Origin of the sequence: Blautia sp. DFI.3.45 (genome assembly GCF_020593505.1) — a bacterium.
GTDB lineage: Bacteria > Bacillota > Clostridia > Lachnospirales > Lachnospiraceae > Blautia_A > Blautia_A wexlerae.
The window spans coordinates 1-14,317 of sequence record NZ_JAJDMI010000007.1 but is presented as its reverse complement, the minus strand read 5'-3'; the positions used below and the strand labels follow the sequence as shown (position 1 = coordinate 14,317).

Sequence of the window (14,317 nt, the reverse complement as noted above, 5' to 3'; positions counted from 1 at the left end):
ATTTGGTTAAATTTTTTCCACCTTATATCCAAGTCCCCACACAACCTTCAGGTATCTTGGCTCCCTTGGATTAATCTCAATTTTTTCTCTGATATGCCGGATATGCACTGCCACCGTATTATCTGCAGCAACTGCTTCCTCATTCCAGATGTTTTCGTAAATCTGATTAATGGAAAATACCCTTCCCTGATTCTTCATCAGCAGAAGCAGGATATTGTACTCAATGGGTGTCAGCTTCACCACATCACCGTCTACTCTGACTTCCTTCAGGTCATCGTTTATACTCAGACCTCCTGTCTCGTAGATATGAGCATTCTCCACAGGTATTGCCGCTCCCAGCCTTGTATATCTGCGAAGCTGTGACTTCACCCTTGCCACCAGTTCCAGGGGATTAAAGGGCTTGGTTACATAATCATCTGCTCCTACATTTAATCCAAGGATCTTATCTGCATCCTCTGATTTCGCAGAAAGAATAATGATCGGAAGAGGATTCTCTTCCCTTATCTTCAAAGTAGCCCGGATGCCATCCAGCTTCGGCATCATAATATCTATGATCAGCAGATCCACCGGCTGACTGCGCAGTATATTGATTGCTTCCAAACCATCATATGCTTTAAAAATCACATACCCTTCCTGCTCCAGATAAATACTGATTGCCTCTACAATGTCTTTATCATCATCGCAGACCAGAATATTCGCCACTTTATACACCTCCCTCATCATCCGAAATGCCTGTCTGAAATCTCTCATGTACAGACACCCCGGCTTCTTATTTTGTATTTCTAATATTAGAATAATCGAAGCTTCTTAATATGAAAGGGACAAATTCTTAAGATTTTCTTATGATTATTCACTTTTCGCAGTCAAAATATCAGGCTGTTAATCTGTCACTTTTATCAGGCTCCTATTTTCATCCAATTCTTCTATTCGTTCTGCTGTATACATTTTTTATCTCATCTTTTCTCTTTTTCTGACAGTCAATAATAGACTGAAAATCATTATATCATTTCACATATATTACTTCTATAGAATATTCTCTTCTGTTTCCCATTTCCACACCCATCACTGTTTATTCCATTCTCCATAACTCACAACCAATCTATAGCAACCCTCGTAAATAATACTTCCATCAACGCACCAGTGGATCATCGTTATATGTTTTTTGGTATTTTATTAACAATCTTCATACATATCGCATAATTTTTTATTGATTTTGTACAATATTATTTATTTTTCGGCAAAACAATGCTACAATGTTTTATAAGATTAGTGTACTGATTTATAACTGTTCAATGGTCTGCTAACCGCAAAGCTACTGAACAGTTACACGTTTTTTTCAACGAGGGAGGTATTCTTATGAATCTGGAAAACATGACAAAAATCTACGCCCGTGGTGACAGCCGCATTCAGCTGAAGGTAATTCCCGGACATTTCGTCACATCTCAGTCACATATCACTCACTATCTGGATCTTACAACTATGAAATCCAGAACTGCCGAAGCACAGAATATTGCTCACGAACTGGCTGCTAATTATGAAGTATCTACTCCTGTTGATACCATTATCTGTATGGACGGACTGGAAGTAATTGGCGCATATCTTTCTGAAGAACTTACCAAAGCCGGCATTTTTTCCCTGAATGCTCATCAGACGATCTACGTGATTACTCCTGAATCCAGCAATTCCGGACAGATTATCTTCCGTGATAATTTTCAGCCAATGATCAAGGGCAAAAATGTACTGATCCTCAATGGTTCGATTACCACAGGCTCTACTTTGTCCAAAGCAATCGAGAGCATTCTGTATTACGGAGGCACTATCAGAGGTATCGCAGCCATATTCAGCAGAGTAGACAGCGTGGCTTCTCTCCCTGTATATTCTATTTTTAACACCAAAGATATACCGGACTATCATTCCTATTCATCTACAAAATGTCCAATGTGTCAGAGGCAGCAAAAAATCGATGCCATTGTCAGCAGCTACGGATATTCAGCTCTGTAAATCTTCGAAGTATTTTATAAAGAAATTGTTACCAGAATTGATGACTTTGTCTGGGGACCGGTGATGCTGATCCTGTTGGTCGGAACCGGTATCTTCCTGACTGTGCGCACCAGATTTCTTACATGGCGTAACCTTGGCTATGCACTGAAAAGCACACTCAGCAAGGAAGCCCGCACCAAGAGCCGCGGACAGGGAGAAGTATCTCCTTTTTCCGCACTGGCAGCCACCATCGGTACCGGAAATATCGTCGGTGTTGCCACAGCCATGGTTTCCGGTGGTCCCGGAGCTCTGGTATGGAACTTCTCCGATATCGCCAACGCACTGATGGCTATCCCGAACCTGATCTGCATGCTCCTGTTAAGCGGCGAGATTGCCAAAGATGTAAAAGAATTCCAGCCGGAGATTAAAAAATAGTTACCCACATCATTCTTTTTATCATCCTGAAGTAAAATGCAGCCAGAACCTTGTTCCGTCAGGTTCTGGCTGCATTTTACAGAAATCTTGTACGCCGGGTACAAATAAACACTTACTTTATTGATGGCATACTTCCATATACTGTTTTACATCTGAAGCAATTGATATATATGGTGTTCCATATGGGATCCAGGTTGACTGAAAAGCATGATATACATCTGATTTTCCCGGCCATACTGTTCCTATCACATTATTATTTTCATCTAACTGATGAAACCAGGAACCATTTTTATGATCCAATACCTTATCATCCAGATATCTCATAAACTCTTCATAATCTTTTGCATATTTCTGCTTATGAGTTATATGCCATAAGACTGCTGATGTATTGATTGCCTCTGCCAATGTCCAATGCATTCTGTCATGAACAACAGGTTTTCCATCCCAGTCAGTCGTATACACAATTCCAGGATTTCCATCCACATTCCAGGAATCTTCAACTGCTCTGTTGTAGAGTTTCTCTGCAGCTTTTAAATATACTTCTGCAGAATCAGGGGTATCTTTATAAGAAGAATATGCCCACTGCACGATCAATCTGGCCCACTCAATTCCATGGCCCGGTGTTGCTCCATAAGGTTTAAAACGATCAGCAGGACATTCTTTATTGCAATCAAGATCAGCTTTCCATTCCTTTGTAAAATGTTCAGGTATTCTCCAGTCATTTGCGCTTGCCCATCCAATAACATGATCTATAATTCTTCCTGCACGTATTCTGTACTTTTCTTCTTTTATTGCATCTGCTACTGCCAGAAACGCTTCTACTGTATGCATATTTGCGTTAAGACCGCGATAATCATCAAGAACTGTAAATTCTGTATTCCAGGTATCATAAGTAAGTCCCTGTTTCTCATCCCAGAACCGTTTATCAAATAATTCCAATGCATCTTTAAGCAGAGTTTCTGCATCTTTTTCTCCTGCCAGTAAAGCAGAAGAAGCAGCCAGAAGAACAAATGCATGAGCATAACACTGTTTATCTGGCAGGAATTTATTATCCGGTGTAATTCCCGGATACCATCCTCCATTTTCACGATCTTTCAGTTCTTCCAGTAATCCATGTTCAGCACCATGGACCAGTGCCGGACTTTCTTTATCCCCAAGCATGATTCCCATACTATATACATGGACCATACGGCATGTGATCCATGTTTCTCTGTTTCTGTCTTTCCATGGTGTTCCATCATCCCCAAGGAAATAAGCACTTCCTCCCGGTGATAAAAATCCTTTTCCAAAATTTAAAAGATTTTTCTGCAATTCACCTAAGAACATTTTATTTTCTTCTGTATCTATCTGATATTTTTTACCCGAATTTTCCATCTTAATCTTACCTTTCACTTCCAAAAAATTTCAGTTTCTCTTATAGCACAAAAAAGCACCTCATACCGAGGTGCCTCATGTAGCAGGGCTACAAGGATTCGAACCTTGAACTGACGGAGTCAGAGTCCGTTGCCTTACCGTTTGGCGATAGCCCTTTATGTTTTGTTTTCGCTACTTCGTTCGCGACAATTGGTATTATATAATAGTCTTTCAAAAAATGCAACCCCTTTTTTGAAATTTTTTTAATTTTTTTTATTTTTCTTCAAAAACATGAAAATACCGCCTATTTCCCGGAGTTTTTTTATGTACTCTGGGAAAAATTATGCTATAATCAATAAAAACTTATTGCTGCTTCTGATATACTCTTTCTTAAATATAACAATTCTCGTAACTGGTGTGCCGACAGGTTGACGCAAGATTGTTTCAAGAATCAACTTGTCGGCACACTAGAAACTTGCTATAGAGATCAAAGCAGCAGGAAATCTTAATAATAATTTCTCCAGACTATATATTATGATACTGAGGTCAAAAGCTATTCAGCCCTGGCCTGATATCTGTAAATTGCGATAAACAGTTACACCCGAGATATTATTATGAACCCAAAAGGAGAGCTATATATGAGAGCTAATAATCTTACTCTGCTCACAGACCTTTATGAACTTACTATGATGCAGGGCTATTTTAAGAACCCAACAAACCAGACTGTTATCTTCGATATGTTTTACCGTACCAATCCATGCGGAGGTGCATTTGCCATCACTGCCGGACTGGAACAGATGATTGAATATATTGAGAATCTTAAATTCACAGATGAAGATATCGAATATCTCAGAAGTCTGAATACTTTTGAAGAGGACTTCCTTGAATATTTAAGCAACTTCCGTTTCACAGGTGATATCTATGCAATTCCTGAGGGAACAGTTGTCTTCCCAAGAGAACCGCTTGTCAAAGTTGTAGCACCTATCATGGAAGCTCAGCTTGTAGAGACAGCAATCCTGAATATCATCAATCACCAGAGCCTCATTGCTACCAAAGCAGCCCGTGTTTGCTATGCTGCAAAAGGTGATGCGATCATGGAATTTGGTCTGCGTCGTGCCCAGGGACCGGATGCAGGTATCTTTGGCGCACGTGCCGCAGTCATCGGTGGATGTGCCGGTACTTCCTGTGTTCTCACAGGCAAAATGTTCGACGTACCGGTCCTTGGAACTCACGCACACAGCTGGATCATGAGCTTCCCGGATGAATATACCGCATTCAAAACCTATGCCAAACTTTATCCCAATGCCTGCACCTTACTGGTAGATACCTATGATGTCCTGAAATCCGGTGTTCCAAATGCAATTCGTGTATTTGAGGAAATGCGCGAAGAAGGTATTCCGCTTACCAAATACGGTATCCGTATCGACAGTGGTGATCTTGCCTACCTTTCCAAAGAAGCATATAAGATGCTTGCTGCTGCCGGATTTGACGATGCAGTTATTTCCGCTTCCAGCGATCTGGACGAATATCTCATTGAGAGCCTGAAGGCTCAGGATGCCAAGATTAATTCCTGGGGTGTCGGAACACGGCTGATCACCGCCAACGATAATCCTGCATTCGGCGGTGTATACAAACTTGCTGCTGTCAAAGATGCAGACAGTACCGAATTTACACCTAAGATCAAGCTTTCCGAAAACACAGAGAAAGTAACCAACCCTGGAAATAAAACCGTATATCGTCTCTATAATAAGAAAACCGGAAAAATCAGGGCAGATCTTATCTGCCTTGCTGATGAAAAGCTTGATGCAGACCAGAACATGGTTCTCTTTGATCCAATCGATACCTGGAAAAAGACAAAAGTTCTCGGCGGAACCTATGAAGTACGCGAACTTCTCGTTCCTGTCATCAGAGAAGGTAAACGGGTCTATGAATCTCCATCTGTTATGGAACTTCGCGAATACTGCCAGAAAGAGCAGAATACTCTCTGGGATGAATCCAGACGTTTCGTAAATCCTCAGAAAGTATATGTAGACCTTTCTCAGAAACTCTGGGATCTGAAAAAAGATCTTCTGGAAGAAATGAGTGAGAAAGCTCTCGACTGAGCATAAACTCAGATTAAGAGTAACAAAACAGACAAGTCCCCGGCTCCAACCGCAAAAATCAACAGGCAGTTGAAGCCGGGGACTTACTTGATTCAGTTAAAACATATGCTGACATCACAAATTTCGCTTTTAGTCCCAACTCTCATATTCGGTCCAAAAAGCCCTACACCGGATGTAACGATATTATGCATATTTCCTTTTTTCAGATAACCACAGGGATTTTCCCAGAAGAATCTGATCACAATATTTCCCGGAAATACCTGTCCGTCATGGGTATGTCCGCAGAGATCTACGTCCACACCTGTATCCGCCAGTTCCTGAAGTTCTCTCGGCTCATGATCGATAACCAACACTGGCAGTGACACATCCATACCCTCTGTGATTTCCTGCGGAGTCTTTCGTTTATCAATCCCCCGTCCCGGACGCTCATAATCCGATCTTCCATACAGATAAAAAGAATCATCAATGAGCACATACTCATCTCTCAGAAGCGTAATCCCCGCTTTCTCCAGAAACTCATCCATCTCCGGGGTACTCTCTTTCTTTTCCTTACTGCCAAAGGTGAAGCCTGCCAGGATCTTTTCCTGAATATCATGATTTCCGTAACATGCATACACACCATACTTCGACCGAATTCCTCTCAATATCTCTGCCAGTTTTTCCGGATCATCCAGTGCCTCATATTCATTGTCAAAAATATCTCCTGCCACTACCACCAAATCCGGATTCTGCTCATTGATCTTCTCTGTCATCTGCTCCATCTGCTTGCATCCAATATTATATCCCAGATGAAGATCTGCGATCAGAACCACATTTAATTCCTTCATATTTCCTGCCTTTTTATCAACAGAAATATTGTACTTCGTTGTATGTATATTTCCGGCACTGAGCACTCCGTAAATACTGACTGTTGAAATGATCACCGCACAGACAGCTCCCACAACAGCAGTTCCCATATTACTGAAAAGCAATTCTCTCCCCGGAAAGGCAAAATTTCTAAGAGGATATTTCAGTAACAGTCTCAATCCATCCGCGATTCCCAGAGTCATAAGTGTATACATCAAAACACCGAGCCAGTAATTACTCAGAAGCTTCATAAATCTCCTGAATCCTGATGCAGGTGCCATAAATGCGATCAGTATACTAAACACTACAAATAAATATACAAGTCCAATCCCCCTGCACACCCACACATTCCGAAAAACCGTATGCAGTACCTGAAACCAGTGCAGGCTGCGAAGCAGGATATACACGCATACCAACAGATAAAACGGTGCCAGATATATTGCAGCCATATAATATGTCTCCTTTCCAACTCTCATTGCCATAACAATTTTATTACTATAACAATTCCAGAAAATCATAACTGCTTCTTATTATACAAAAAAGAATCCTCAGCCGCCACTATAAGCTGCTGAAGATTCTATTAATTTTACTGTTCCATCTGTCTTCCCAGAAATCCGCTTGCTGTTCTGATGAGCATCTTCTCTGATTCACCCATCACATCTCTTTCATTCTTTCCCAGTAAAAGAACCGAACCTACTGTATCTCCTGCACTGATAATAGGCTGCATGATCTGGGAATACAAAGGTTCTCTCTGTTCCTGAGTCACAGGTATCCTGCCTCTGTCATTTCCGTTGGCAAACACAGAGCTTCTCTCCGTAATTGCATCTTCCAGAGCTTTGCTGATAGGTTTTCCCATATATTCCCTGCTTCCCTGTCCCGCAGCAGCCACTACCTGATCGTGATCTGTGATACACGCTACCATCCCGCTTGACTGCGCCAGCGCCTCTGCATATTCCTTTGCAAAAACATTCAGTTCTCCGATAGGGGAATACTTTTTCAGAATAATCTCCCCCTCCCGGTCAGTAAAAATCTCCAGTGGTGTCCCCTCTTTTATCCGCAGCGTTTTTCTGATCTCCTTAGGAATGACCACACGCCCCAGATCATCTATGCGCCGAACAATTCCTGTCGCTTTCATGCACTTTTCTTCCTCCTGTTTTTCCTTTTATCGAAGTTTACTGTCTTTGTACCCTTCAGTTTCCATATCATGTGTTGTATGGTTATTATGTGGAAAAACAGGGAGAATATACATTTCTGTATTTACAAAAAATGCCATTTAACTGCAATCAAGCGGTTATTTCCCGGAAAGTAATTCCATCAGTTCCTCTTTTGTGAAGCTGCCTCCGTTAAGCCCTTCGCCCTCCAGGATCTGATCTGCCAGTTCACGTTTCTTTTCCTGCAGTTTCAAAATATTTTCTTCAATCGTATCCTTCACGATCAGCTTGTATACATTCACTACATTCTTCTGACCAATTCTGTGTGCTCTGTCCGTTGCCTGATTCTGCACTGCCAGATTCCACCATGGGTCAAAATGGATTACAATATCTGCTGCCGTCAGATTCAGACCGGTTCCTCCTGCCTTCAGAGAAATACAGAATACCTGTGTGTTATCTGTGTTAAAGTTCTCTACCATCTGTGCACGCTTCTCCTTACTTGTAGAACCAGTCAGCATATAGTAACTGATCTTCTCCTCTTCAAGGCGCTTCGCAAGATGGTCAAGCATTGTCGTAAACTGCGAAAACAACAGAATCTTATGTCCGCTCTCCACTGCATTACTGATCATATTCAGGCACATATCCACTTTTGCAGAATCAGCTTTATAATCTGCAAAAATAAGAGACGGATCACAACAGATCTGGCGCAATTTTGTCAGCTCTGCCAGAATTGTAATCTTTGAGGTCTTAAATTCTTCTTCGGACTGCTTATCCAGCATCAGCATCATCCGTTTCACATGTGCATCATAAAGCTTCTGCTGCTCTCCTGTTAGCTGTACAAACATATTCTCTTCCAGCTTATCCGGCAGATCTGTAAGCACTTCCTTCTTCAATCTTCGGAGTACAAACGGCCGGATCATTTTCTGCAGACGTTTCATTGCATCTTCATCTGAATTCTGAACTGCCGGAATTTCAACTTCTTCCCTGAACTTCTTATAACTGTAAAGGAAACCGGGCATCAGATAATCAAATATACTCCACAATTCACTCAGGCGGTTTTCCACCGGAGTTCCTGTAAGAGCCAGCCTGAAGTCTGCCTGAACCTCTTTTACTGCTTTCGCAGCCTGAGTGTTTGCATTCTTGATATACTGAGCTTCATCAATAATCTCACATCTGAACTTATATCCTTCATATTCGCTGATATCCCTTTTCAGCAAATCATAGGAAGTCAGAAGAATATCCTCAGAATCTGCTTCTGCCAGGATCTGTCTTCTCTCTGCTGCAGTCCCTGTCACCATCTTTGCTGTAAGCTCCGGTGCAAAACGTTGAATTTCACTGCTCCAGTTATATACCAATGATGCAGGAGCTATAATTAATGTATTTCTTTGCAGCTTTCCAGTTTGTCCATCTGCCTTCTTTCCATCAGCTTTCTGCGCCTCTGCTGCCTTGCACGCCTGTTCCACTGTCTCAATTTCACTCTGCATATTTAACATTGCAGTTTCTTTTACTGCTATATTTTCAACAACAGTATTCCTTCTTTCCAGAAATTCTGACAGTAGAAATGCAATCACCTGCAACGTTTTTCCAAGTCCCATATCATCTGCAAGTATTCCGCCGAATCCATTATAATTCAATGTCTTAATCCACAGAAATCCCCGTTTCTGATACTCCCGCAGAACTTTATCCAGGCTCTCCGGCACCTCAAAATCATTATCCTCAATGGTCTTCATATTTCTTACCAGCGACTTAAAAGATTTATCCTTTACTGCCGAAACAACCGGATTCTCTTTCAACTGTGCATCCAAATACAACGCACGGTACTTCTGTACTTCAATCTTATCCTGCTTCATCTGCTTATCCGTCAGCTGAAGCCCTGCCCTGAGTTCTTCCACTGTATCCAGACCCGAGTCTGCTGCATTTACAAAAGCTCCGTTTTTCAGACGATAGAACTTTTTCTTCTTATTATATCTGGAAAGAATGTCAATCAGTTCTTCCTTTGAAATATCTCCTGCTGTCATACTCAGCTCCAGCAGATTTCCACTCAGGGAAACACCTACTGTAACCTTTGGCGAATTCCGGACTTCAATCCGTCTCAGCGCATCAGAAATAAATACTTCTCCCACTGCCTGCAGTGCCTGAATTCCTTCTGTCAGAAATTCATATTCCATCTCTTCATCATCCGCAATTACCGCACACTGTTCAAATGGATTAAAAGCATTCGAATATTTATGAATCACATTTCTGACAACTGTTTCTCTATTCATATCCCTTGCTGCAATATCGTCCGTTGTATATAAAGAAAATTCCCTGTCTCCATACTTAACAGTCGCCTTACATGTAACCATATTTTCCTGCGGTGCATCCAGATAAAATCGAAACTCCGGTTTAACCATTCCATAATTTTCCGGATGAAATTCAACCATTCTGCATTTAAAAAACTTCTGGATCACCGGTAAAAGTTCCTGACAGAATGCCGGTACATCTTTATTTTCTATAAACGCTTTCTCACCGGGGATCAAAGACAAACTGTCCAGAAAATCCTTAACAGGTAAAAGCTCTTCTACATTCTCAATATAAATCTTTTTATCATAAAAGCAAATTTTATACTGTTCCGTATTTGCCGCACACGTAAATTTGCTTACCTTCAGTTCAATTCCCTGCTTTGCACCTGTTATGGTCATTTTTCTCGGAAGATGTTCTCTGGTTATTTCCCAGGTTGTGTTTCTGGTTCCTATGGATTCTCCCTGCAATGTCTTTCCTTCCATCAAAAGCAAAAATTCTGCCAGTTCATTTCCTGACAGCTCCAGATGCCTTACCTTTTCCAGAGTTCCCATATAGTATCCATAATAGGAAGAGGATCTGTGAAATTGCCTGTTGTTGTCTGCCCATTTACAGATAAATTTCGCAAGCGGTCTGGATTCCTCGGCAAAGGATTCTATTGTATGGACAAACTGAAGATTTTTCCCATATTTATAATCATCCTGATTTGCTATATGAACATCAAAGGAAAATGCATCCTTCAGTACGTACATTTTATTAATTCCTATTTTAAATTCTACTGTAAATGTTCTTCCGTCAAAATTAAAATATGGTTCCAGCCTTACTTTTCCATAAGTGCTTCCCTGAATCAGTGGAAGAGACTTCGCAACTGCCTGCTTCTGCAATAATGAAGCCAATTCCGGCGTGGTATGCATCTGCACTCCTTTTCTGATCGTATGGGTCAGACCACCTTTTACAATTTTTTCTACAGATTGTCCGTAATCATAACTATCCATATCATTTTCATAATCATTATATTGCAGAAGAACCGCTACACAATGTTTACAAAGTCCACCATATTCTGCATATGCCCGACATTCACAATAGCAGGTATCAACTTCATCATTCTCTGTATCGATTGATACATCTACTTCATAGATATTTCTTCCACTGCCTTTTACAGATGCAACAATTTCATCAGACGCACCCATATTTTTTACATCCATATCCAAAACTTTTCCTGTTGCATAAAGTTCTGCACCTTTACTGTATGATGAAGAATTTGCCATATATCTGATCTGAGTTTTTGAAATCATATTTCTATACCTTTCCTGATACAATTAAAAACTTTTTGTATCATTTTCCCGGTTAAACCTGAGTAAAAAAGAATCCCTTCACCAGGCAGTCTCAATCTCTGCTTAAAGTGAAGGGATTTCCTCATCCATCGTTATTTATTTTACACGATAACCTTCGCAACTACAAGACCATAAACTTTAAGTTTATCACTGCCATTGCCATAAATCCAGCTGATCTCGCCTTCCGGTACGGGAATGCTTACAGCTTCTGTTCCGAAATTCTGATAAATATAATATTTCTCATTTTCATTCTCTCTCACTGTGATCTCCAGTGCATCCGGGATTTCTTCTTTGATTCCGCAGGAAACGCCGCTGTCTTTGAGCACTTTTTCAAGGAAGTCTCCATAGAATTCTTTATCAGCATCTGCTGCCACATACCATGCCTTACCTTTGCCATATTCATTCACTGTCAGGCAGGAATAGCCTTCATAGAAATCACTTCCGTAGGTCATTAAAGTACGTGCTCCGCGAAGCTCCACAAGGTCGCACAGATATTTACATGTATAAGTCTTATCCAGTCCAAGTTCATTGCCAGCCACAGGAACAAAAGAATTTTCTTCCCAGTCATAAAGGCCGTCAATTTCTGTGCTTCTGATTCCCAGTACATCCATCAGTCCATGTGGTGTTCCTTCCAGATAACACCTGTCTGTATCATCTGCAATTCCGGACCAGTAACTTGTGATCAATGTACCGCCGTTTTCCACGAACGCACGAACCTTTTTGGCAAAACCTTCCTTGAACATATAAACCATTGGAAGAGCCAGTACTTTATATTTATCCAGTTCACAGGTCATATCGATCACATCCACATTCACGCCTTGCTTACGGAAACCTCTGTAGAATTTCAGCATTGCTTCCAGATAATGAAGCCCTTTATTTCTGGGTCCCTGGCTGTCCTCCATTGCCCACTGGCTGTCCCAGTCATAAAGCATGGCAACCGAGCTGTTCACAGTTGTTCCTGCCAGTTCTTTTAACTCTTTCAGAACTTCTCCAACCCTGGAAACTTCTTTAAACACTCTTGTATCATTTCCACCGTAATGATCGATCACTGCTCCGTGGAACTTCTCAGAAGCACCTCTGCTCTGGCGAATCTGGAAATAGAGAGCACCTTCTCCGCCATGTGCAATTGCCTGCATGGACTGTGCAAAAAGCATTCCCGGTTTCTTTAATTTGCTCACACTCTGCCAGTTTGTAGAAGTCGGGCAGGATTCCATCTGGAAGAACGGCTTTCCTTTCAGAGAACGCATCAGATCATGGCACATACCATTGTCATAAGCTGTATCGATCACTGCTTCTTTATGCCATGTCGGATAAGTATCCCAGGAAACCACATCAATCTCTTTTGCAATCTTAAAATAATCTAAACCGCCAAAATAATGCATCAGATTAGCAGTAGTCGGAAGTGTGCTTCCTCCCTCTCTCAATGCTGCAATCTCATGATGAATGAAATTCGCTGTCTGATGAGTAACAAATCGTTTCCAGTCCAGATTCAGTGCATGAAGCTGTGTCTCACCAATCTTAGACGGACTCTCGATCTGGTCAAAGCTGTTATAAGTATGACTCCAGAAAGTGGTGCACCACTTATCATTCAGATTTTCAATAGTCTGATATTTCTCTTTCAGCCAGTTACGAAATGCTTCCTGGCACAGCGGACAATGACATTCTCCGCCATACTCATTGGAAATATGCCACAGGATCACACCCGGATGTGTGGCAACCTCCTGTGCCAGCTTTTTGTTAATAATATGTACCTTCTCTCTGTAAACAGGAGAAGTATAACAATGATTATGTCTGAATCCAAATAAGGCTCTGTGGCGTGTTTCATCTACACGAAGTACCTCCGGATACTTGTCTGCCATCCATTTGGGTCTTGCACCTGACGGTGTAGCCAGAATTGTAGAAATTCCTCTTTTATAAAGCTTATCAATGATTTCCTGCAGCCATTCAAAATGAAATACACCTTCTTCCGGTTCCAGTGTAGACCAGGAAAAAATCCCAAGGCTTACTACATTACAGCCAGACTCCTCCAGCATATCAATATCTTTTGCCAGAATATCCGGCCTCTTTAACCACTGTTCCGGGTTGTAATCACCGCCATGGAGCAGTTTATCTGTTCTAAAGTCCATACTTGTTCTGCCACTCCAAATGTGTTTAAATATACCCAAACACATCGAGAAATTGAAGTCCTTACGAATACTTCTTACTGCTTCATTGTGTATGTTTTGACGATTGCAGGCAATACGCTACTCACAGGTTTTTGTACACTCCACAGTCGTTAATTCCCGAAATAGCCTTCGGTACATACTTACATTTGCTTTTAATCATGCAATCCTGTAAGTTTTAGCATCTTTTAAATTAAGTGCCGCATTGAGATCCCTGTCTGCAACATAGCCACATTCACATCTGTAAATTCTATCTGAAAGCTTTAAGTTTTTCCTGACAGAACCACAATGGTGACAGGTCTTTGAAGACGGATAAAATCTATCTGCTACCCTTAATTCAATGCCGTTTTCATCACACTTGGCTTTAAGCCTTGTTCTAAATTCATAAAACTTCTGAGATGCAACAGCTTTTGAAAGACACCTGTTTTTCATCATTCCTTTTACATTTAAATCTTCAATCGTTATGTAAGACGGTTTGGTTTTCACTATCTCAGCGATTGTCTTGTTAATGTAATCCGTACGGATATTATCCATTTTATGATGAAGTTTTTGTACCTTAAGCCTTTGTTTCTGTATATTTGCTCTTTGAGTGGACTCTCCTTTCTTTAAATTTTCATACTTTCGGGAAAGACTTCTCTGTTCCCGGATCAGTTGTTTTTCAAGTTTCTTTAATC

The 14,317-nt window shown here is 41.1% G+C and carries 10 protein-coding genes and 1 tRNA gene; 3 read left to right on the top strand and 8 right to left on the bottom strand.

Annotated features, from left to right (window positions below; all coding sequences use genetic code 11):
- Positions 1-6: 6 nt before the first annotated feature.
- On the bottom strand, positions 7-702 hold the full coding sequence (locus tag LJE09_RS03960) for a response regulator transcription factor (RefSeq protein WP_118338867.1): 696 nt from the start codon (positions 700-702) through the stop codon (positions 7-9).
- Positions 703-1,356: 654 nt separating this feature from the next.
- Between LJE09_RS03960 and LJE09_RS03955 the strand changes: the two genes are divergently transcribed.
- Together LJE09_RS03955 and LJE09_RS03950 are read left to right on the top strand one after the other, a co-directional pair.
- Positions 1,357-2,001, top strand: coding sequence for a phosphoribosyltransferase (locus LJE09_RS03955; RefSeq protein WP_008707815.1), 645 nt, complete (start codon positions 1,357-1,359; stop codon positions 1,999-2,001).
- 63 nt (positions 2,002-2,064) lie between these two features.
- Positions 2,065-2,415, top strand: coding sequence for an alanine:cation symporter family protein (locus LJE09_RS03950; RefSeq protein WP_161233599.1), 351 nt, complete (start codon positions 2,065-2,067; stop codon positions 2,413-2,415).
- Positions 2,416-2,532: 117 nt separating this feature from the next.
- Here LJE09_RS03950 and LJE09_RS03945 read toward each other — a convergent pair whose 3' ends face one another.
- Together LJE09_RS03945 and LJE09_RS03940 are read right to left on the bottom strand one after the other, a co-directional pair.
- Positions 2,533-3,807: an AGE family epimerase/isomerase gene (locus tag LJE09_RS03945; RefSeq protein ID WP_118617073.1), complete on the bottom strand. Its 1,275-nt coding sequence runs from the start codon at positions 3,805-3,807 to the stop codon at positions 2,533-2,535.
- Between the two features lie 65 nt (positions 3,808-3,872).
- Positions 3,873-3,944: transfer RNA gene (locus LJE09_RS03940), tRNA-Gln, on the bottom strand.
- 462 nt (positions 3,945-4,406) lie between these two features.
- Between LJE09_RS03940 and LJE09_RS03935 the strand changes: the two genes are divergently transcribed.
- Entirely contained in the window at positions 4,407-5,870 is a 1,464-nt protein-coding gene (locus LJE09_RS03935) for a nicotinate phosphoribosyltransferase (protein WP_025578992.1), read from the top strand.
- A gap of 92 nt (positions 5,871-5,962) precedes the next feature.
- Here the strand turns inward: LJE09_RS03935 and LJE09_RS03930 are convergent, their stop codons facing one another.
- The 5 genes from LJE09_RS03930 to LJE09_RS03910 form a co-directional block, all read right to left on the bottom strand.
- Positions 5,963-7,165 (bottom strand): metallophosphoesterase, encoded by a 1,203-nt coding sequence (locus LJE09_RS03930; RefSeq protein ID WP_227310988.1) that lies wholly within the window; start codon positions 7,163-7,165, stop codon positions 5,963-5,965.
- A gap of 137 nt (positions 7,166-7,302) precedes the next feature.
- Entirely contained in the window at positions 7,303-7,851 is a 549-nt protein-coding gene (gene spoVT, locus LJE09_RS03925; RefSeq protein ID WP_025578988.1) for a stage V sporulation protein T, read from the bottom strand.
- Positions 7,852-8,007: 156 nt separating this feature from the next.
- The gene (locus tag LJE09_RS03920; RefSeq protein ID WP_025578986.1) at positions 8,008-11,442 is read right to left on the bottom strand and encodes a DEAD/DEAH box helicase; all 3,435 of its coding nucleotides are present in this window, start codon (positions 11,440-11,442) and stop codon (positions 8,008-8,010) included.
- A gap of 140 nt (positions 11,443-11,582) precedes the next feature.
- The gene (locus LJE09_RS03915) at positions 11,583-13,607 is read right to left on the bottom strand and encodes a beta-galactosidase (protein WP_025578984.1); all 2,025 of its coding nucleotides are present in this window, start codon (positions 13,605-13,607) and stop codon (positions 11,583-11,585) included.
- A 195-nt stretch (positions 13,608-13,802) separates the two neighbouring features.
- Positions 13,803-14,317, bottom strand: a 515-nt coding sequence (locus LJE09_RS03910; RefSeq protein WP_227310986.1) for an RNA-guided endonuclease InsQ/TnpB family protein, incomplete at its 5' end; no start/stop codon positions are given.

Bases quoted from the DNA above. Each gene is read 5' to 3' on its own strand.
- LJE09_RS03935 (WP_025578992.1), top strand. From the start codon at position 4,407: ATGAGAGCTAATAATCTTACTCTGCTCACAGACCTTTATGAACTTACT.
- LJE09_RS03930 (WP_227310988.1), bottom strand. From the start codon at position 7,165: ATGGCTGCAATATATCTGGCACCGTTTTATCTGTTGGTATGCGTGTAT.
- spoVT (WP_025578988.1), bottom strand. From the start codon at position 7,851: ATGAAAGCGACAGGAATTGTTCGGCGCATAGATGATCTGGGGCGTGTG.
- LJE09_RS03920 (WP_025578986.1), bottom strand. From the start codon at position 11,442: ATGATTTCAAAAACTCAGATCAGATATATGGCAAATTCTTCATCATAC.
- LJE09_RS03950 (WP_161233599.1), top strand. From the start codon at position 2,065: ATGCTGATCCTGTTGGTCGGAACCGGTATCTTCCTGACTGTGCGCACC.
- LJE09_RS03955 (WP_008707815.1), top strand. From the start codon at position 1,357: ATGAATCTGGAAAACATGACAAAAATCTACGCCCGTGGTGACAGCCGC.
- LJE09_RS03915 (WP_025578984.1), bottom strand. From the start codon at position 13,607: ATGGACTTTAGAACAGATAAACTGCTCCATGGCGGTGATTACAACCCG.